The organism is Thermoanaerobacter sp. YS13, from assembly GCF_000806225.2.
Classification (GTDB): Bacteria; Bacillota; Thermoanaerobacteria; order Thermoanaerobacterales; family Thermoanaerobacteraceae; genus Thermoanaerobacter; species Thermoanaerobacter uzonensis.
This window is the reverse complement of the sequence record NZ_JOOI01000002.1, coordinates 327,016-346,689: the sequence shown is the minus strand read 5'-3', so window position 1 is coordinate 346,689 and position 19,674 is coordinate 327,016. Positions and strand designations below refer to the sequence as shown.

Here is a 19,674-nt window from a genome sequence, read left to right as displayed (position 1 = left end):
GTGAAATATGGATAGGTGTTCTTGGTGTCTTAGTGACGACATTTACATAAAATATCATGATGAAGAATGGGGAGTGCCTGTTCATGAGAATAAAAAACATTTTGAGTTTTTGGTTTTAGAATCGGCACAAGCGGGTCTTAGTTGGATTACTATTTTAAGAAAAAGAGAAAATTACAGAAAGGCCTATGCTGACTTTGACCCTATAAAAGTGTCACAATATGACGAAAAGAAAGTAGAAGAACTCATAAAAAATAGTGGAATTATAAAAAACAAAAAGAAAATAGAGGCTTCAATACACAATGCAAAAAGGTTTATAGAAATACAAAAGGAATTTGGAAGTTTTGATCAATATATTTGGGGTTTTGTAAATTATAAGCCTATAATAAATGCGTGGGAAAAAATTGAAGATATACCTTCTAAAAGTGAATTATCAGATAAAATCAGCCAGGACCTTAAAAAGAGAGGATTTATTTTTATAGGTTCTACTATCATATATTCCTATATGCAGGCTGTAGGTATAGTAAATGACCATTTAATAAGCTGCTTTAGATATAAGGAGTTAATTGAGCCTTTTAAATAATACAGGCAGGGCTTGGTGCAGTTTGCATTGAGACTTGCTTTTTTTCTTTTGCGAAAAAATATAATGAAATTAGGAAATACAAAAAAGGGTGAATATATTTTTGCACAAAAGGGAATAATTACATTAGAAAAATTTTGAAAGATGGTGTTGCATATGGAAAGCATAGTAACAAAAAGGAAATGCTTTATATGCGAACAGGAATTACGAGATGGAGTAGAAGTGCTAGGGAAATTTCTTTGCGCAAATTGCCAACAAAAATTGATAAACTTGTCTCCTTTTGATGATGGTTATGATTTTTACAGGCAAAAAATGATAGACATATGGGAAGGCTATATGAAAGACATAAAATATAAAAACCGGATATGAATCCGGTTTTTATATTTTATGGTATAATCAAAATAACGAAAAATTACGATTAGACGGAGGTATTGTATGACAGCTCCATTGTATGAAGCACTTATGAATTATGTAAAAAACCAAATTATACCTTTTCATATGCCAGGCCATAAACAAGGAAGTACTTTTCCGGGAGAATATCTCGTTAATTTGGCAAAGATTGATCTAACAGAAGTACCAGGACTTGACAATCTTCACAATCCTGAAGGTCCCATACTGGAGGCACAAAAATTTGCAGCAAAAGCTTTTGGGGCAAGAGAGTCTTTTTTTCTTGTAAATGGGACGACATCCGGCATATACGCAGCGATGTACGCAGCTTTAAATCCTGACGATAAAGTGCTTATAATGAGGAATTCTCATAAATCTGTGTACAATGGCCTTGTACTAACAGGAGCAGTACCTGTCTACATAAACCCGGAAATTGATTATGAAGACGGCATTCCAATGGGAGTTGATATAAACAAACTGGAAGAATATTTAAAAAAGGATGAGTCTATAAAAGCAGTAGTGATGACTTATCCCAATTATTACGGGTTCTGTAGCGATATCACAGGAATTTCTGACATTGTTCATAAATATAATAAAATTTTAATTGTAGATGAAGCCCATGGAGCTCACTTTCCTTTTTCTAATAATTTGCCTCTTTCTTCTATACAGGCAGGAGCAGATATTGTGGTACAGAGTGTACACAAAACCTTGTCTTCTTTTACTCAAAGCTCTATACTCCATTTAAATTCCGATAGAATAGACATGGATCGCTTAAAGTATTCCTTAAGCCTTTTTCAATCAACCTCTCCTTCTTACCTTCTTATGTCTTCTCTTGACCTTGCAAGAGATTATATGGAGAAAGAAGGCAAAAAAAGATTAGAAAAAGCAATTATTCTTGCTGATTATGCAAGACATGAGATAAACACTCTTGGGGAAATAAGGTGTTTAGGAGAAGAAATAGTAGGTAGCTTTGGCATTGTTGACTTTGACAGAACTAAACTTACTGTAAGTGTAAAGAACTTATGTATAACGGGGCCTGAAGCAGAAAGATTTTTGAGAGAGAATTTTAATATACAAGTAGAGATGGCTGATACTTTTAATATGCTTGCCATGGTTACATTAGCGGATGATAAAGAAAAGGTTGACCTTTTAATAAAGGGGATAAAAGGGCTTGAAAATGTAAAAAAAGATAAAAAAACAGCTGAAGAAGTGGCAGCTTATCCTGATACTCCAGAAATTGTTTTAAAACCTTCTGAAGCCGTAAGGCAAAAAACTAAATTAATATCTTTAGAAGAAGCAGAAGGTCGTATTTCTGCAGACTTTATTATCCCTTATCCTCCAGGTGTTCCGCTTATTTGTCCAGGAGAGCGCATAAAAAAAGATATGGTAAAATATATAAATGTGTTATATAATAAAGGTATTAAGGTATTAGGTCTTAAAAATAACAACCTATTGGTGTGTGAAATATGAGAGGAAAATTTATAAGCTTTGAAGGAATAGATGGATGCGGTAAGACTACTCAGATAAAATTTCTGAAGGAGTATCTTTTAAAACAGGGTTATAATATTTTGGTATTGAGAGAGCCTGGAGGCACAAAAGTTGGAGAAAAAGTTAGAGATATTTTATTGGATAAAAATAATTTCATTTCTCCAGTTACAGAGATGCTTTTATATGCTTCTTCTAGAGCTCAGCTGATGGAGGAAAAAATTTTACCGGCCATTGAAGAGGGTAAAATTGTACTCTTAGACCGTTTTGTGGACAGTTCTTATGTATATCAGGGTTATGCGAGAGGCTTAGGGATAGAAAAGGTTAAGATAATTAACGAAATAGCTACAATGGGGATTTTGCCTGACGTAACAATTTATATAGACATTACTCCTGAAGAAGCAATGAAAAGACGAGGCAAAAGAGAAGCAGATAGATTAGAGAGAGAAAGTTGGGATTTTCATAAAAAAGTAAGAGAAGGTTATATTAAGTTAATTAAAGAATTTCCTCAAAGGTTTGTATTTATAGACGGAATGCAAGAGCTTATGAAAGTGCATCAAGACATACTTGATGTAGTAAAAAAATATTTGTAAGGAGGGTCATAACATGAAATTAGTATTAGCTATTGTGCAGGACGAAGATGTAAGGAGACTTATGGATGGCTTGACTGAGGGAGGATTTAGCTTTACGAGAATAGCATCTACTGGGGGATTTTTAAGGTCTGGCAATACAACCTTGATAATAGGTGTAGAAGACGAAAAATTAGATGATGTTATCAGCATAATAGAGAAAAAATGTAAAACTCGCGATAGAATAATTACTTCTCCTACACCTATGGGTGGTGCTACAGACATTTTTCTGCCACAAGCTGTTGAAGTTACGATTGGTGGAGCTACAGTTTTTGTAATAAATGTAGAAAAATTCTTCAGAATTTAAGGTGTTTGACATGAGAATTGAAGAGGTAAAATCTCCGAAGATTTCATCTGATATAAAAAGCGAGTACAATAAGTCTTATAGAGTTACTAAAAAATTTATTGATACTTTTGATGAAGAATTAGATCAATTTCATCAAGACAAATTAAATGGGATTTTATCGGAGATAGACAGTGCAGCACAAAAATTAAAAGAAAATTTGACTTTGCAGGACTTAATTAATTACAAAAAACTTGTAAAGAAGTTTTTGCAAGAGACGACAAATGGTATGTTAAAATACACAAAAAAAGAATATGTCGACTCAAGAGGTAGGAAGAAAATTTATTCTCTAGTTGAAAAAGTAAATGACAAATTAGAAAAGCTTACAGAAGAGTTTTTAAAAGACTCCAAACACTTGGAACTTTTAAAAATGATAGATGATATAAGAGGATTATTAATAGACATATATTCATAGGTGATAACGTGTATAGGATTTATGGGCATGAAGCCGTATTAAATATTTTTAAAAATATAATATCTCAAAATAAAATTTCAAATGCCTATTTGTTTGTAGGGGAAGAAGGATTAGGGAAAAGATTTATGGCAGAGTATTTTGCCATGATGATAAATTGTAGAGGGGAAATTGAAAAGCCTTGCTTTAGGTGTAGTTCTTGCCTCAAGGTAATGGATAAAAATCATCCAGATGTGTTTTTTATAGAGCCGGAGGAGAATTCTATAAAAGTGGATACTATAAGATATATAACTAATGAAATTAATATAAGACCTTATGAAGCTAGCAAAAAGATTTTTATTATAGACAAAGCTGATAAAATGACTGTAGCAGCTCAAAACGCCTTTCTCAAAACTTTAGAAGAACCTCCTTTATATGGACTTTTTATATTGATTGCATCCCAACAACAAGAGCTTTTGCCTACAATTGTTTCTCGCTGTAATATAGTCCGTTTTAATAAAGAAAGTAAAAATACGATAAAGAATTATTTAATGCTTGAACACAATATCTCTGAAAAAGATGCGGAAGTGTTATCTCATATTGCTGATGGAAATTTTGCTCAAGCTAACAAATTAACTGATAATGAATATTTAAATTTTAGAAGAGAGACAATACAAGAAATAGAAAAGATTCTTACGACAAAGGGATTTGAAGTGATAGATGAGTTTGAATTTTTTGATAAAAATAAAGATAATATAGAAGGAATTTTGAAAATTATGCTTTCTTATATGAGGGATTTGTTGGTTTTTAAAGCTACAAAAGATGTCTCTTTGATAAAAAATATAGATTTTTTAGATGAAATACAGAAAATGGAATCTCAATTGACTATCGATAGACTTAACAATATAATTAATAGAATAGAGCAATTTAACTTACAAATTAATTCAAATATAAACTATCAATTGGCGGTAGAGAATCTACTTTTAGATATGGCGGGAGGTTTATAATTTTGGTTACTGTTGTAGGTGTGAGATTTAAAAAAGCAGGGAAGATATATTATTTTGACCCCGGGGATTTGTCAATAAAAGTAGGCGATAAAGTTATAGTTGAAACAATAAGAGGAATAGAATTTGGCGAAGTAGTTGTCGGTATAAAAGAAGTACCAGAAGAAGAGATTGTGGCTCCTTTAAAAAAAGTAATAAGAATTGCGACGCCAGAAGATGTAGAACATTATTATGAAAACAAGAAAAAAGAAGCTGAGGCTTTTGAAATATGTCTTCAAAAAATCGGGCAGCATGGTTTGGAAATGAATTTAATTGATGTAGAATATACTTTTGATAATACCAAAGTCATATTTTATTTTACTGCAGAAGGTAGAGTAGACTTTAGAGAATTAGTGAAGGATTTGGCTGCAGTTTTCAGGATGAGAATAGAACTAAGGCAAATAGGGGTAAGAGATGAAGCAAAAATCATAGGAGGTTTAGGACCTTGTGGAAGGCCTCTATGTTGTACCTCCTTTTTAGGGGAATTTGAGCCTGTTTCTATCAAAATGGCTAAAGACCAAAATTTATCTTTAAATCCCACCAAAATATCAGGTATTTGCGGCCGATTAATGTGCTGTTTGAAGTATGAACAAGAGATGTATGAAAAAATTAGAGCAGAGCTTCCTAAAGTTGGTAGTATAATAAGAGCTGGAGATAAAGAAATGAAAGTTGCAGAAGTAGATGTAATTAGGCGAAAACTCAAAGTAAAAATGAAAAATGTAGAAGGAATAGAGATAATAAAAGAGTATGATCCTGAAGAAGTGGAAGTTATAGAAGAAAGAGAAGAAACTGAAGAAACCTACGAGGAGAAACTATTTGGGGAGGACTTGGAGAAAATAGAGGAATAAATTTTCTCTATTTTTATTCTATTTTTCCAAGTATAAAGCTTATTATCAAGATTATAAAAACAAGTGTAGTAATACCCGTGTATAAATAATCTTTTTCGCATAAAAAAGTAATTATCGAAACGGCCACACGAAATGCAGGGGTTAATATAAGCAATAAAAGTCCGGTAAGGATAATAGCATAAGGCTTTAAAGATATGAAACCTTTTAAAATTTCCCCTGGGGAAGTGGGGTAATAACCAATAGGATATCCACTTTTCCCTGTTATTATAAGCATTAAAAGTCCTATAAGAATGACAAACGCGCTGGTTTTAACCCCTATATTTAAAGCCTTGCTTATTATAAGCTCCATAGCCATTATTTTTTCATTTTCTTTTTTTAATATTAAATCTTTATTGCTTTCTCTTTCCATAGTTTTATACCCCCAAGCCTTTTATAAGCATTTGAATAGAGATGTAAGCAAGTACAGGTATAAATATTTTCCTTATAGTGGTATTTCTAAGTTTTTCCATTATTCTTGTTCCTAACGTTGCTCCTAACAGAACTCCTAAAGCTACTGGACCGGCTATTTTTGGGTCTATATAACCTCTCATTAAATACATACCTGCACTGGCTGCAGCTGTAACACCAATCATGAAATTGCTTGTAGCAGTAGAGACTTTCATAGGCAATTTCATAAATAAATCCATTGCCATAACTTTAAAAATACCACTTCCTATTCCTAATAGGCCGGATAAAACACCAGCAGCATACATCGTTCCAAATCCACTGTAGACTCCTGCTACTTTGTATTTTACTTCTTTATTTAACACTTTATCAAAATAAGACCCTTCTAATTTCAATTTTTTAGCCAAAGGGTGAGATACGACATTTTGAGGTAATTCTTCATGCCTTTTTCTAAGCATAGCTAAAGCCGAATACAAAAGCACAATGCCAAAAATTATATAAAGATATTTTGGACTTATCAATCCAGCAAGGTAGGCTCCTGTTATAGCTCCTGTAGTTGTAGCGATTTCCAAAAACATTCCTATTCTCAAATTTGTAATCTTGTCTCTTACATATGCGACTGCTGCCCCACTGGAAGTTGCGATGACTGAAACTATACTTGCACCTATAGCGTATTTGATATCTACACCTAATAACAAAGTAAGGGCTGGAATTACAATTATTCCTCCTCCTAGTCCTAAAAGAGCTCCAAAAATTCCTGCTATAAAAGAAAAAGCGAGAATTTCTAGGGAGGTTAAAACCACATTATCATCTCCTTTTTTTACCGGGTTAATTGCTACAATAATAAATTATAACATATACTTTAAAAGGAACCAAAAAGTTATACTTTTCTTTGAAGAAGTAGTAAAATAGGAGGTATTGCATATATACAGGTAGTAGCTGCTGCTACAATGCCAGCATCGTTGAAGGCAAGAGCAAAAAGCATACCTACGATACTTCCAAAAAATCCGTAATACACGTATTTATAATTTTTAAAGATATTTTTAAGTACGCCCGTTGGCCTATAAGATAGTATAAATAGTACTAAAATAGATATTATAAGTATCCATGACCATATAGTGTATCTTATAAGTTTAAGCTCCATTTGAAGCTTTCTTGCAAAAATTTGGAATAAAGAATTTATACCTTCACTTCTTACAATAATAGCTGTTTGAGCCATATGGGTAGTAGTTCCAAAAAACATTGAGGCTATAAACATCAAAAATAGCAATATTACCATAGAGATAAACATTATTAAAAAGGTCTTTTTATTTATTTTTACTCCAAAGAGCATCAAAATTGTGGAACCAAAAGCCATAAAACCAGTTATAAATCCACCGACTTTTGCTCCAAATTTAGGTAGAACCATTAACCAAAATGCAACAGTAAAAAGGATAAAGCCTAAAATTTTTACGCTTTTGGTTTTATATTTTTCAATTAATGCCATAGTTCCCATAATTGAAGAACCTATCAAGACTCCCATGTATTCATTTCCTATTCCATAGAACCTAGCTCCGCTTATAACGTCATATCCTAATATAGAGTTTTTCATCAAAGGAGAATTAAGTAACAAGTCTATTATTATTGTGATTGTGGTTACTAAACTTATTACCATTAGTCTGTCTAAATCATTTTTTACAAAATACATGATTAAGCCGTCAATTAATCCAGTTAAAACGACAACAGCCACAATGTTTAAGTAAAGAGATAAGGGGCCTAATAAAGGCAGAATTAAAAATGTCAGAGGAACAGTCATTACTCCCAAAATTATGGGTGTCAAATACTTTAAATATTCCTTTTTTAAAAACAATAGACCTATATAAAGTATTAGCACAATAACTACAAACAAAACGTAACTTTTTAACACTAATGGCCTAGCATTGTGGACAGAAACAATCATTTTATCTGCGTTAATGAGATAATCAAGGGCATTTTGGTATTTGATGCTTTCAATTGGATGTCCCAACATTTCTACAGGAGGTTCTATGTTAAAGTATGATAATATTGTTGGTGCTATGTCTAAATTTGTAATAATTCCTTGGCGCTTTGTAGTATTAGAAGTTGCAAAACCTTGTGAATAAGAAGGGCCTGCTATTATTACAGGAGTAATTAAATTGTCAATTTGTATATCTTGATTAGAAGGATAAGGAGTCACGACAATAAATAAATCTTTAGACAAATCCAAATCAGATAATATTTTACCTATAAGTTTATCAGATTCATATAATGCCTTTTCTCTGTAACGCTGAGCCAAGGAAGGGGGAGTATATTTAGAAAATACATCTGCCCTTAAAAGGTCCCCTGGGTCTATAATTATGAGGCCGCCATTCTTACTGTATTCTACAAATTTATTGTAAAGTTTTTCATAATCGGCTTTTATCATATAAGGACTATTATCATCTTTTATTAATAAATCTTCGCTAACATCTCCTTGGGCTATCCCGTTTTTGTCCATACCAATTAAAGGAGCATATCTGTTATATGATATTCCCGAAGAAGTTTTTATATCAGAGTTTCCTAATACGTACACATAAATTCCATTTCTTTTTAAAAGTTCACCTAACAATCCCGGCGTAACAGTATAATTTAAACTAGAAGCTTGATTTATTAGATCTTGTATTCCTAAGTTAACTATATTACCTTCTTGTGGAAGTTTCCCAGTGTAAAGGTGATATAATTTTTCTGCAGAAGTATAGCCATAAACTTCATCCTTGTTAAAACATAGGCTACCCATTTCACCAGCTGAAGCTCGGGTACCTGTTCCTATGGTGAGATAAGAAGAAGGTTCTGAATAACTTCCTGCTGCTCTTGTATTCATAAGTGCTAAAGAACCTATGTCTAATAACTTTTTTATATTTGGAAGATTGTATTTAGCAAAGTCATTAATACTTGTCCTATCTAAAATAAAGAGCACTGCTATTTTATTCTTCTTTGTTGGAGATGCAAAAGAAATTGAAGGGGAAACTATAAAGAAAATAAACACAAGGGACAAAAAAATTGCAAAAAACTTTTTCATAAATTATCCTTCCTTTTCAATTAGTAAATTGACACCCAAACATTATACCATTAAATTATTAAAAATTTATTAACAACAGAAAGGTTAAATCTGTTAATTTGTTAGTAACTTTTCAATGTAGATTAAAAAATCCCCTTTTTATGCTTTAAATTTGTGCATAAAAAGGGACTGTGATTTAATTTATTCTCTTAAAAGGGGCATAGTCATACAACGAGGGCCGCCTCTTCCTCTTGAAAGTTCCGACCCTTCAATAGGGATTACCTTTATTCCTTCTTTTTCCATTATTTTATTAGATATTTCATTTCTAGAATAGGTTACAATAACTCCCGGAGCGATAGCTAAAGTGTTTGTACTGTCATTCCATTGTTCTCTTGCAGAAGTTATTGCATTTAACCCGCCAGTTGGTATTATATCTATTGTGTAGAGATTTAGCGTATTTTTTAATGCTGTTTGCAAATCTTTTTCTTGATGTATAGAGAAACCTTTTTCCTCTTTTATGATGCTAAATACTCTCAACTCGTTTTTTATTCCCGGATAAAAAACAAATCTGTTTATATCAACCATCGTGAAAACTGTATCCAAATGCATATAAGAACGGTTTATAGGGATTTGCACTACCAATATTCTTTCGATAGAGGAACCTTTTTCAAATAAATTATGGGCTAATTGCTCTATTGCCTGAGGAGTTGTTCTTTCACTACATCCTACGGCAATTACTTTTTCGCTTAATACTAGCACATCTCCGCCCTCTATGGAATGAGGATAGCTATCATCATACCACCAAGGAATATTATTTTTTCTAAAAATTTCATGATATTTATAAATGTATTTTAATATTAGAGTTTCTGGTTTTCGCGCTGCTGTTTTCATAGAACTTATCATTAAGCCACCATCTATCATTGCTCCGGGGTCTCTTATAAAATAAAGGTTTGGTAAAGGCTTTATATAAAAATAACTATCTTGGTATATGTATTCTGCTAAACCCATCATAGATTTTTTTATCTTTATTTCATTTAGAGCCAAACCTGCAATTGCTATTTCGGCAATCTCGTTTGAAGATTTTTCTTTAAGGAATTCTTTTAAATAGTTATTGATTTTTGGAGAGGTAACTCCATTTACTTGAAGTAATTCCTCAATAAATTTTTCTTTTACATCTTCTTCTTTTAATATTTCTTCTAAGAGATTTTGTAAATACAGGACTTGGACTTCATTTTGCTGCAATACTTTTGCAAAGTTGTCGTGTTCTTCTTGGATTCTTCTAACCCAAGGGATATCGTCGAAAAGAAGCTCGGATAAATTTTGAGGGGTCAATCTTTCCAATTCTTTCCCTGGCCTGTGCAAAATCGCTGTTTTTAATTTATTTATTTCTGAATTTACGCGGGGAGCAGTAACTACTTTTGTCAACTTTTCATCCTCCTAATGTTTAAATTCTTTATATAGTATACTGTGCACTACTTCAATTTTCAATACGTATTTAAAAAAGTTAATAAAAACTTTTGGCAATTGTGATAAAATAAATCAAGAATATTATAGAGGTGATAAAATGTTAAGAAATGGGGAAAGATTAGATGAATTAAACTTGAAGGATTTAGTTATAATTCAACATAAGGATAAATTTAAATTCGGAATGGATGCGGTATTGCTTGCTAATTTTGTTACTGCTAAAAAAGGAGATAAAATTGTAGATTTAGGATGTGGGTGTGGTATAATACCTATTTTAATTGCTGCTAAAACTCAAGATACCTTTATTTACGGTGTTGAGATACAAGAAGATATGGCAGATATGGCTACAAGAAGTGTAGCTATTAATAAAATGGAAGAAAGAATAAAAATAATAAAAGGCGATGTAAGAGGATTAGAAAAGATATTAGGATATGAAAAATTTGATATAGTGACTTCAAATCCTCCCTATATGCCAGTAAAAACGGGATTTGATAAAAAACAAGAGTCAGAAAATATCGCAAGATACGAAATATATGGAGGACTTGAGGAATTTATAAAGGCTGCTTCGAAACTTTTAAAATTTGGAGGAAAATTTTTTATGATTCATAGAACAGAAAGATTAGTTGACATTTTGTATTTTTTAAGAAAATACAATTTAGAACCTAAAAAATTGAGATTTGTGCATCCTTATGTAGATAGTAAACCCAATCTTTTGCTAATAGAATCAAAAAAAGGTTCTCAGCCAGGTTTAAACATATTGGCTCCCCTTTATGTGTATGAAAAAAGTGGGGAGTATACAAAAGAAATTATAGAAATATACTCTAAAACGCAATTGGAGGAGGAATAAAGATGAAAAATTCTGGAGTATTATATTTATGTCCCACTCCTATTGGTAATTTAGAAGATATAACTTTAAGAGTTTTAAAAACTTTAAAAGAAGTTGATATTATAGCTGCCGAAGATACGAGGCAAACTCTTAAACTTTTAAATCATTTTGACATAAAAAAACCTCTTACCAGTTACCATGAACATAACAAAAGGACAAAAGGGGAAAAACTTATAGAGGAACTAAAAAAAGGGAAGTCAATTGCCTTAGTTACAGATGCAGGGACACCGGCAATCTCAGATCCTGGGGAAGACCTTGTGAAACTTTGCATAGAAGAAGGCATAAAAGTTGTGCCATTGCCTGGTCCAACTGCTGCAATTACTGCTTTAGTTGCTTCAGGATTAGATACTTCTTCCTTTGTCTTTGAAGGTTTTTTGCCGACAAAAAATAAAGAAAGAGAAGAAAGGCTAAACCGTATTTCAAAAGAAGAGAGAACTGTCATACTTTATGAGGCACCTCATCGTTTAAAAGAAACACTCCACGAATTGAAATCCTATGTAGCTGAAAGAAAGATTGTCATAGCAAGAGAACTTACTAAAATTCATGAAGAATTTATAAGAGGGACAATAGATGGGATTTTAGCAAAACTGGGGGATGAGATAAAAGGTGAAATTGTACTAATTATTGAAGGAGCACAAAAACAACAAGTTGAAGAAAAACCAGAAAAATTAATTCAAACATACCTTGCAGAGGGAATGGATAAAAAAGAGGTTATTAAAAAAGTTGCTAAGGAATTGGGAATATCCAAAAGTCAAGTATATAGACTCGCTATAGGTAAAAAATAAAGGAGTTGGAAATAATAGTTATTATCAATTGAATTTGATTTTCAATATGCCAGATTAAAAATATTTGCATATTTTTCAATGATAAACTATAATATATATCAACAGTAAAATTTCAATTGAGAATATGGAGGATGTTATGAATAAACAAAACGCAGCTTTGTTATCTGTGGTTTCAAACAGTGTATTGATAGCTATAAAATTGTTGGCAGGAATACTAATGCATTCAGTAGGGGTAATTTCTGAAGCTATACATTCTTCAATTGATTTAATTGCTAGTCTAATTGCATTTTTTTCTATACGGGTAGCAGTAAGGCCCGCAGATGAGGACCATCCTTTTGGACACAGTAAATATGAGAACGTTTCTGGCTTTGTGGAAGCTATCTTAATTTTTTTTGCAGCTATATTTATCACATATGAGGCAGTGCGAAGAATAATTACTGGTACTTATGTAGAAAATTTAGGTATGGGCATTATTGTCATGCTTTTTGCATCTTTTGTAAATGGAGTAGTATCATATTTTTTGTTTAAAGTATCTAAAGAAGAAAATTCTATTGCCCTAAAAGCAGATGCAATGCACCTTTTAACTGATGTATTTACGTCTGTGGGAGTTACACTAGGACTTGTTGTCATAAAAGTCACTAAATTGGATATTTTGGATCCAATCATAGCTATTTTTGTTGCATTGCTTATTATAAAAGCATCAATTGGGTTGACAAAGGAAGCTTTAAAAGATTTGACAGACACTAGTCTTCCAGAAGAGGAAGTTAAAGAAATAGAGAATATAATAAAATCAAATTGTGAAATTACAAGTTTTCACAAATTGAGAACTAGAAAATCGGGGCCTCGAAGAGAAATAGACGTTCATTTGCGAGTGGACAAAAATTACAACATAGTAAAAGCTCATGAATTGTCACATAAAGTTTCAAAACAAATAACGGACAAATTTCCTGATTCTCATGTGATAATTCATATAGAACCGGAAGGAAAAAAAGAAGAGGATAAATAATAGGAGGTATATTGCCTCCTATTATTTATCTTGCTATTAGTCTACAGATTTCTTTAATTCTTCAAGACAATTTTTGCATATATTTTTGCCTTTGTAGTTTATTACATTTTCAGCGTTGCCGCAGAAAATGCAAGCAGGCTCATACTTTTTGAGGACTATTTGTTCTCCATCAACATAGATTTCAAGAGCGTCTCTCTCTGCTATGTTGAGTGTCCTCCTGAGCTCGATTGGTATTACTACCCTTCCCAATTCGTCTACTTTTCTTACAATACCTGTGGATTTCAACATTTTTCTCCCCTCCTGAGTTACAAAATTCGACAACTAAACTTCACTTATAATAATACCAAGTTTTGAAAAATAAGTCAACACCTTTTTTGGAATTTTTTAAGGTTAATAACATAAATTTTATTACATAAGAAGAAAAGCATAAACGAAGTTTTTTTGGTAATTTGGGAGGGCTATACCATGATAAATTACATATGGTTTTTTATGATAGCGATAGGAGTTTTGGTAGGAATAATAAATGGCAAAATGGAAGAAGTATCTAAAGCTATAATTGATTCAGCCCAGACTGCTGTTACTATTTCGATAGGTTTGGTTGGTATGATGGCTTTGTGGCTTGGGATAATGAAAATTGCAGATAAGTCAGGTCTTACAGATATTATTGCTAAATTGCTAAAACCCATAATTATAAGGCTTTTTCCTGATGTGCCAAAAGACCATCCAGCTATTTCAGCGATGATAATGAATATATCAGCTAATATGTTAGGATTAGGTAATGCAGCAACGCCTTTTGGAATTAAGGCTATGGAATACCTTCAAGAGCTTAATAAAAAAGACAGTGCTTCAAATGCAATGGGCCGTTTTTTAGTGATAAATACAGCTTCAATACAGCTTATACCTGCAGTAATGATTGGAATAAGGGCTTCTTTGGGAGCTAAAAATCCTGCGGATTTTGTGATTGTCAGTGTACTTTCAACTAGCACTGCACTTGTAACTGGCCTTATTTTGAATAAATACCTTGAAAAAATGCCTATATTTAAGGAGTGAAAATAATGATGAAAATTATATCTGAATGGATTATTCCTATACTCGTTCTTGTTATTCCTTTTTATGGAATCATAAAAAATGTCAAAGTGTATGAAGTGTTTGTTGATGGGGCAAAAGAAGGAATTTCTGTAGTTATAAAAATATTTCCAGCTCTTGTAGCAATGCTTGTGGCAATAGGTGTATTAAGAGCGTCAGGCGCCCTTGACTTATTGGGGGAATTTTTAATGCCTTTTACAAATAAAATAGGCATGCCACAGGAGCTTGTGCCTCTTGCTTTAATAAGGCCCCTTTCGGGAAGTGGTGCTTTGGGGATTGCGACTGAGATTATAAAAACTCATGGTGCTGATTCTCTAATCGGGAAAATGGCTTCTGCTATGTATGGATCTACTGAGACCACTTTTTATGTTCTTGCTGTTTACTATGGGGCAGTGGGAATAAAAAAGATGAGACATTCTGTTATCTCTGGAATTTTTGCAGATATTATCGCAATACTTTCTTGTGTATTTTATAGCAGATTATTTTTTTAATACTTGTACACTTTTTCACTTTTGTTATACTATATATTGTAATGTTGTTTTTGCCTTTTAAAAGGAAAGGAATGATTTTTTGTGGCAACAATACCAAAATTAATAAGAAAATTAGGAAAAGAAGCATATAATTTGTATATTGTTGGGGGATACATAAGGGACAGGATTTTAAATAAAGAAGCTAAAGATTATGATTTTGTAGTTCAGGAAGATGCAGAGAAAATCGCCAAATTAGCGGCAGAAAAATTAGGGGGTACTTTTGTGCCTTTTATGGCGGAAAAAGGCACATATAGGGTTGTTGTAGGAGATGAAATATTAGATTTTACTAATTTAAGAGGTGAAGATATATACATAGATTTAGCTCATAGAGACTTTACAATGAATGCTATGGCTATAAAACTGACGGATTATTTTGAATTTGAATATATTATTGACCCTTTTGGTGGCATGATGGACATAAAAAACAGGAAAATAAAGCATGTGGGTGTGATGACCTTTAAAGAAGATCCTTTAAGGGCTTTGAGGGCTGTGAGATTTGCTGCGACTTATAAATTTAATATTGATGAGGGTACAAAGGCTAAAATAAGAGAAGAAGCGGCCTTAATAAAACAAGTAGCCTCAGAGAGAATAATGAATGAAATTTTTATAATATTAAAAGAAAAGAATTCTCACAAATATTTAAGAATGATGGAAGATTTAAAACTTATGGAAAATATATTTGAAGAAGTTGCTAAAATGAAAGAAGTAGGAAAGTGCTATTATCACCTTACGAATGCCTGGATACATTCACTAAAAACTGTAGAAGAATATGAAAATATCATAAATTCTATGAGATTTCCCAAAGACGTATATGATATAGTTTCGGAGTATTTAGCTAGAAAGCTTTCTTCTGACAACAAAGTAAAGGACATAATAAAACTTGGAGCTCTTTTTCACGATATAGGTAAACCAGAATCCATATATATTGATACTGAAAATAGAGTACATTTTTATAATCATGAGATAAAAGGGGCTGAAATTGTAAAAAAAATATCTTCAAGAATGAAAATGTCCAAAAAGGAATCTTCTTTGCTTAAAAAGCTTGTTCTTTATCATATGAAGCCTTTGATGTATTATGTAAATGAAGGGCCGACTAATAAATCGCTTTTTAGGTTTTTTTCCGAACTCAAAGATGATTCTATAGGAGTTTTGCTCTTATCTTTAGCAGATTTTACAGCAACAAGGCTCAATTTAGGTAAGGAAGAAGATATACCAAAATACACGGATTTTATAACTAAGCTTCTAAGAAGATATGTAGAATTTAAGGAAACACAAGAGCATTTACTTTCTCCCTTAGATATAATAATAAATTTTGATATAAAAGATGGTAAAAAACTAGGACAAATTTTATATGAAATAAGAAAAAATAGATTTTATGGTGAGATTGAAAGTAAAGAAGATGCCATTGAGTTTGTAAAAGAGAGATTGAGAATAGAGAAAATATGATTCAAAAAGAGATGCAAAAATTTTCATTGCATCTCTTATGATAGTTATTTTGCAAAGGAATTAAAACATTTTGTAAATAAAGAGTATAAAAAGATGGGAATAATCAAAAAGGCAGTTGACAATACTTTTTATAAAGGGTATATTAAAAAATAAATAGATATAGTAAAAGGCTATGAAGGAAAGAGTAAAAAGCTTGAACTTTTACAGAGAGTCGGGCGAGGTGCGAACCGATAAAGTTTGGGCTTTTGAAGATGGCTCCAGAGCCGTACTGCTGAAGGTTAGTAGGTTTTACCGGGAACTCCCGTTACAGGGTAGGAGTGTGTTAGCACTCTGTGAGGCATGCGTCGTGAGGCACATGTGAAGAAGGGTGGTACCGCGACAATCTCGCCCCTTATGTGGAGGCGAGTTTTTTATTTACAAAAAAAAGAGGAGGATGGATATGAAAAAGACTTTTTACATTACGACACCTATATATTATCCCAGTGATAAATTACATATTGGTCATTCATATACTACAGTTGCTGCAGATGCGATGGCAAGGTTTAAAAGGCTTACTGGATATGATGTCAAGTTTTTGACCGGTACTGATGAACATGGGCAAAAAATTCAAAGAATAGCAAGAGAAAAAGGGATGTCTCCTAAAGAATATGTAGACGGGATAGTTGAATGGATAAAAGATTTATGGAAGACAATGGATATAAGTAATGACCAATTTATTCGCACAACCGATAAATATCATGAGGAAATAGTACAAAAAATATTCACGAAATTGTATGAAAAAGGAGATATATACAAAAGCGAATATGAGGGATGGTACTGTACTCCTTGTGAATCTTTCTGGACGGAGTCCCAGCTTGTAGATGGGAAATGCCCGGACTGTGGTAGACCAGTAGAAAGGGTAAAAGAAGAAGGGTATTTTTTTAAATTGTCTAAATATGGGGATAGGCTGTTACAATATTATGATGAACATCCTGATTTTATACAGCCTGAGTCAAGGCGCAATGAGATGATAAACTTTATAAAATCAGGTTTGGAGGATTTGTTTGTCTCAAGGAGTTCGTTTGACTGGGGTATAAAGGTACCTTTTGACCCAAGACATGTGATTTATGTTTGGATAGATGCTTTGTCAAATTACATAACTGCTTTAGGATATTCTACGGACCATGACGACGACTTTAAAAAATACTGGCCAGCAGATGTTCATTTGGTTGGAAAAGAGATAATGAGGTTTCACACAATAATATGGCCAGCAATGCTTATGGCTCTTGACTTGCCCCTTCCTGAAAAAGTGTTTGGACACGGTTGGCTTATACTGGAAGGAGGCAAGATGTCAAAATCTAAAGGCAATGTAGTAGACCCTAAAGAGCTGGTTAGGAAATATGGCGTGGATGCTGTAAGATATTTTCTTTTGAGAGAAGTTCCTTTTGGGGCGGATGGAGTGTTTTCTAACGAAGCTTTGATAAATAGAATAAATTCAGACCTTGCTAATGACCTTGGAAACTTGCTGAGTAGAACTGTTACAATGATTGAAAAATACTTTGAAGGCATTCTGCCAAAGCCTTCACAAAAAGAAGAAGTAGATGATGACCTTATAAATACTGCACAGAATCTACCTAAAACTGTTGAAGAGTACATGGATAAACTTCAGTTTTCCAACGCTTTAATTGAAATATGGAAATTAGTAAGACGAGCTAATAAGTACATTGATGAAACAATGCCCTGGGTTTTAGCGAAGGATGAAAGCAAAAAGGAAAGATTGGGTACTGTTTTGTATAATTTAGCGGAAGCTTTGAGATTTATTGCAGTACTTGTATCTCCTTTTATGCCAAATACCCCGCAAAAAATGTTTGAACAATTAGGAATAGCAAAAGATTTGACGACTTGGGAGAGCTTAAAGTTTGGCTTGTTAAAAGAAGGTACAAAAGTAAAAAGAGGAGAAATTATTTTCCCCAGAATAGATGTAAATAAAGAACTGAATGTTATAGAAGAAAAAGCAGAGAAGGAAGAGAAAAAGATAGATTATATCACTATTGAAGATTTTGCAAAAATTCAGCTTAGGGTTGCAGAGATTTTAGAAGCTGAAAAAGTGGAAGGCTCTGACAAGCTTATAAAGATGAAGCTTAAAGTGGGAGAGGAGACAAGGCAAATTGTAGGAGGAATTGCTCGTTATTACACTCCTGAAGAGCTTGTGGGAAAGAAAATAATTATTGTATATAACTTAGAGCCAAAAAAACTAAGGGGTATTGAGTCTCAAGGAATGCTTTTAGCAGCATCTACCGAAGGAAAAATGTCCCTTCTTACGGTGGACAGAGATATAGAAAGTGGGGCAAAGATAAGCTAAGGAGTGGTAAAATTGTTGGTGGATTCTCATGCTCATCTTGAAGATGAGAAATACGATAAAGATAGAGAAAAAGTTATTGAAGAATGTAAAAAAAACCTCACATTTTTAATAAATGTGGGGTCTAACCTCCTAACTTCTAAACAGTCTATTGAGCTAGCTCATAACTATGACTTTATATATGCTTCTGTTGGAATTCATCCCCATGATGCACAAAGAGAATTTGACAAAGTGGAAGAAATAGAGAGATTAGCTTTACAGGGAAAGGTTGTAGCAATAGGAGAAATAGGTTTAGATTATTATTACAATGACCCTCCCAAAGAGTTTCAAAAAGAGATTTTTATAAAACAAATAAGGCTTGCGAAAAAGCTAAATCTTCCAATAATAATACACAATAGGGATGCTCATGGAGATATACTAGATATATTAAAACAGGAATGGACAAAAGATTTAAGAGGGGTTTTTCACAGTTATTCGGGAAGTGTTGAAATGGCTTTTCAAGTAATTGAAATGAATTTTTACATTTCTTTAGGGGGGCCTGTGACATTTAAAAATGCAAAAAAACCTAAAGAAGTAGCAAAAGCTGTTCCCATCGAAAAACTTTTAATTGAGACAGATAGTCCTTATCTTACTCCTGAGCCTTATAGAGGAAAAAGGAATACACCGGTGTATGTGAAATTTGTAGCAGAAAAAATAGCAGAATTAAGAGATATGTCTTGTGATGAGGTTTGTAGGATTACTGCTGAAAATACCATGAAACTTTTTAACATCCATATCAAATAAAAATTTTAAAAAAATAATCTCCTGTTTTTAGGGAAGGTATCAAAAGACAAAAAAATGCGTATAATATCATTAAGTTTAATTTCACCATAAATGAAAAATTGTGTATAAAAGTTTGACAAATCAATTTAATTGAATTAAAATTACTTACGACTCCCCTAAATTAAATTTT

At 32.6% G+C, this 19,674-nt stretch carries 21 protein-coding genes and 1 other annotated feature; of the genes, 16 read left to right on the top strand and 5 right to left on the bottom strand.

From position 1 onward, the window contains the following. Positions 1–7 precede the first annotated feature (7 nt). From THYS13_RS09505 to THYS13_RS09470, 8 genes are all read left to right on the top strand, one after another. Positions 8–580 (top strand): DNA-3-methyladenine glycosylase I, encoded by a 573-nt coding sequence (locus THYS13_RS09505; protein WP_042834310.1) that lies wholly within the window; start codon positions 8–10, stop codon positions 578–580. A 141-nt stretch (positions 581–721) separates the two neighbouring features. Then, positions 722–946, top strand: a complete 225-nt coding sequence (locus tag THYS13_RS09500; protein WP_082990409.1) for a sigma factor G inhibitor Gin — start codon at positions 722–724, stop codon at positions 944–946. 66 nt (positions 947–1,012) lie between these two features. After that, positions 1,013–2,434, top strand: a complete 1,422-nt coding sequence (locus THYS13_RS09495) for an aminotransferase class I/II-fold pyridoxal phosphate-dependent enzyme (RefSeq protein ID WP_042834308.1) — start codon at positions 1,013–1,015, stop codon at positions 2,432–2,434. Further along, on the top strand, positions 2,431–3,042 hold the full coding sequence (gene tmk, locus THYS13_RS09490) for a dTMP kinase (protein WP_042834307.1): 612 nt from the start codon (positions 2,431–2,433) through the stop codon (positions 3,040–3,042). Before THYS13_RS09495 ends, tmk begins: the two co-directional genes overlap by 4 nt. Before the next feature lie 13 nt (positions 3,043–3,055). Further along, the gene (locus tag THYS13_RS09485) at positions 3,056–3,385 is read left to right on the top strand and encodes a cyclic-di-AMP receptor (protein ID WP_042834306.1); all 330 of its coding nucleotides are present in this window, start codon (positions 3,056–3,058) and stop codon (positions 3,383–3,385) included. 10 nt (positions 3,386–3,395) lie between these two features. Continuing rightward, positions 3,396–3,836: a YaaR family protein gene (locus tag THYS13_RS09480; RefSeq protein WP_042834305.1), complete on the top strand. Its 441-nt coding sequence runs from the start codon at positions 3,396–3,398 to the stop codon at positions 3,834–3,836. An 8-nt stretch (positions 3,837–3,844) separates the two neighbouring features. Then, positions 3,845–4,819 carry a DNA polymerase III subunit delta' gene (holB, locus tag THYS13_RS09475; RefSeq protein WP_042834303.1) on the top strand — a complete coding sequence of 325 codons (975 nt, stop codon included), beginning with the start codon at positions 3,845–3,847 and terminating at the stop codon, positions 4,817–4,819. 2 nt (positions 4,820–4,821) lie between these two features. Then, positions 4,822–5,703 (top strand): stage 0 sporulation family protein, encoded by an 882-nt coding sequence (locus THYS13_RS09470; protein WP_042834302.1) that lies wholly within the window; start codon positions 4,822–4,824, stop codon positions 5,701–5,703. Between the two features lie 13 nt (positions 5,704–5,716). On the opposite strand, the gene THYS13_RS09465 is transcribed toward THYS13_RS09470, so the two are convergent. The 4 genes from THYS13_RS09465 to arcA form a co-directional block, all read right to left on the bottom strand. Then, a complete protein-coding gene (locus tag THYS13_RS09465) occupies positions 5,717–6,112 on the bottom strand; it encodes a DUF1634 domain-containing protein (RefSeq protein ID WP_052210514.1) in 396 nt (131 codons plus the stop codon). 4 nt (positions 6,113–6,116) lie between these two features. Next, a complete protein-coding gene (locus tag THYS13_RS09460; protein WP_042834301.1) occupies positions 6,117–6,950 on the bottom strand; it encodes a sulfite exporter TauE/SafE family protein in 834 nt (277 codons plus the stop codon). A 77-nt stretch (positions 6,951–7,027) separates the two neighbouring features. Beyond that, positions 7,028–9,202 (bottom strand): hypothetical protein, encoded by a 2,175-nt coding sequence (locus tag THYS13_RS09455; RefSeq protein WP_042834300.1) that lies wholly within the window; start codon positions 9,200–9,202, stop codon positions 7,028–7,030. A 180-nt stretch (positions 9,203–9,382) separates the two neighbouring features. After that, on the bottom strand, positions 9,383–10,606 hold the full coding sequence (gene arcA, locus THYS13_RS09450) for an arginine deiminase (RefSeq protein WP_042834299.1): 1,224 nt from the start codon (positions 10,604–10,606) through the stop codon (positions 9,383–9,385). Between the two features lie 139 nt (positions 10,607–10,745). On the opposite strand from arcA, the gene THYS13_RS09445 reads away from it, so the two are divergent. The 3 genes from THYS13_RS09445 (at position 10,746) to THYS13_RS09435 (ending at position 13,322) form a co-directional block, all read left to right on the top strand. Continuing rightward, positions 10,746–11,492, top strand: a complete 747-nt coding sequence (locus tag THYS13_RS09445) for a tRNA1(Val) (adenine(37)-N6)-methyltransferase (RefSeq protein WP_042834298.1) — start codon at positions 10,746–10,748, stop codon at positions 11,490–11,492. A 2-nt stretch (positions 11,493–11,494) separates the two neighbouring features. Further along, entirely contained in the window at positions 11,495–12,316 is an 822-nt protein-coding gene (gene rsmI, locus THYS13_RS09440) for a 16S rRNA (cytidine(1402)-2'-O)-methyltransferase (protein WP_042834297.1), read from the top strand. A gap of 136 nt (positions 12,317–12,452) precedes the next feature. Further along, positions 12,453–13,322 (top strand): cation diffusion facilitator family transporter, encoded by an 870-nt coding sequence (locus THYS13_RS09435; RefSeq protein WP_042834296.1) that lies wholly within the window; start codon positions 12,453–12,455, stop codon positions 13,320–13,322. 36 nt (positions 13,323–13,358) lie between these two features. Here the strand turns inward: THYS13_RS09435 and THYS13_RS09430 are convergent, their stop codons facing one another. Beyond that, positions 13,359–13,610 carry an AbrB/MazE/SpoVT family DNA-binding domain-containing protein gene (locus THYS13_RS09430; protein ID WP_003867347.1) on the bottom strand — a complete coding sequence of 84 codons (252 nt, stop codon included), beginning with the start codon at positions 13,608–13,610 and terminating at the stop codon, positions 13,359–13,361. Positions 13,611–13,787: 177 nt separating this feature from the next. Here THYS13_RS09430 and THYS13_RS09425 point away from each other — a divergent pair, with 177 nt between their 5' ends. From THYS13_RS09425 to THYS13_RS09405, 5 genes are all read left to right on the top strand, one after another. Further along, positions 13,788–14,372, top strand: a complete 585-nt coding sequence (locus THYS13_RS09425; RefSeq protein ID WP_042834295.1) for a nucleoside recognition domain-containing protein — start codon at positions 13,788–13,790, stop codon at positions 14,370–14,372. 5 nt (positions 14,373–14,377) lie between these two features. Continuing rightward, the gene (locus THYS13_RS09420; RefSeq protein ID WP_042834294.1) at positions 14,378–14,899 is read left to right on the top strand and encodes a spore maturation protein; all 522 of its coding nucleotides are present in this window, start codon (positions 14,378–14,380) and stop codon (positions 14,897–14,899) included. Between the two features lie 81 nt (positions 14,900–14,980). Next, positions 14,981–16,384: a CCA tRNA nucleotidyltransferase gene (locus THYS13_RS09415; RefSeq protein WP_042834293.1), complete on the top strand. Its 1,404-nt coding sequence runs from the start codon at positions 14,981–14,983 to the stop codon at positions 16,382–16,384. 163 nt (positions 16,385–16,547) lie between these two features. Further along, positions 16,548–16,779: a binding site (T-box leader), on the top strand. Between the two features lie 17 nt (positions 16,780–16,796). Beyond that, entirely contained in the window at positions 16,797–18,725 is a 1,929-nt protein-coding gene (gene metG / locus THYS13_RS09410) for a methionine--tRNA ligase (RefSeq protein ID WP_255356322.1), read from the top strand. Between the two features lie 12 nt (positions 18,726–18,737). Beyond that, positions 18,738–19,505: a TatD family hydrolase gene (locus THYS13_RS09405; protein WP_042834291.1), complete on the top strand. Its 768-nt coding sequence runs from the start codon at positions 18,738–18,740 to the stop codon at positions 19,503–19,505. Positions 19,506–19,674 lie beyond the last annotated feature (169 nt).

What these genes read in the sequence shown, in the direction of transcription:
- THYS13_RS09500 (WP_082990409.1), top strand. Translation starts at nt 722, where the DNA reads ATGGTGTTGCATATGGAAAGCATAGTAACAAAAAGGAAATGCTTTATA.
- THYS13_RS09430 (WP_003867347.1), bottom strand. Translation starts at nt 13,610, where the DNA reads ATGTTGAAATCCACAGGTATTGTAAGAAAAGTAGACGAATTGGGAAGG.
- THYS13_RS09465 (WP_052210514.1), bottom strand. Translation starts at nt 6,112, where the DNA reads ATGGAAAGAGAAAGCAATAAAGATTTAATATTAAAAAAAGAAAATGAA.
- THYS13_RS09455 (WP_042834300.1), bottom strand. Translation starts at nt 9,202, where the DNA reads ATGAAAAAGTTTTTTGCAATTTTTTTGTCCCTTGTGTTTATTTTCTTT.
- THYS13_RS09480 (WP_042834305.1), top strand. Translation starts at nt 3,396, where the DNA reads ATGAGAATTGAAGAGGTAAAATCTCCGAAGATTTCATCTGATATAAAA.
- THYS13_RS09445 (WP_042834298.1), top strand. Translation starts at nt 10,746, where the DNA reads ATGTTAAGAAATGGGGAAAGATTAGATGAATTAAACTTGAAGGATTTA.
- THYS13_RS09420 (WP_042834294.1), top strand. Translation starts at nt 14,378, where the DNA reads ATGATGAAAATTATATCTGAATGGATTATTCCTATACTCGTTCTTGTT.
- tmk (WP_042834307.1), top strand. Translation starts at nt 2,431, where the DNA reads ATGAGAGGAAAATTTATAAGCTTTGAAGGAATAGATGGATGCGGTAAG.
- THYS13_RS09505 (WP_042834310.1), top strand. Translation starts at nt 8, where the DNA reads ATGGATAGGTGTTCTTGGTGTCTTAGTGACGACATTTACATAAAATAT.
- THYS13_RS09425 (WP_042834295.1), top strand. Translation starts at nt 13,788, where the DNA reads ATGATAAATTACATATGGTTTTTTATGATAGCGATAGGAGTTTTGGTA.
- THYS13_RS09435 (WP_042834296.1), top strand. Translation starts at nt 12,453, where the DNA reads ATGAATAAACAAAACGCAGCTTTGTTATCTGTGGTTTCAAACAGTGTA.
- THYS13_RS09495 (WP_042834308.1), top strand. Translation starts at nt 1,013, where the DNA reads ATGACAGCTCCATTGTATGAAGCACTTATGAATTATGTAAAAAACCAA.
- rsmI (WP_042834297.1), top strand. Translation starts at nt 11,495, where the DNA reads ATGAAAAATTCTGGAGTATTATATTTATGTCCCACTCCTATTGGTAAT.
- THYS13_RS09485 (WP_042834306.1), top strand. Translation starts at nt 3,056, where the DNA reads ATGAAATTAGTATTAGCTATTGTGCAGGACGAAGATGTAAGGAGACTT.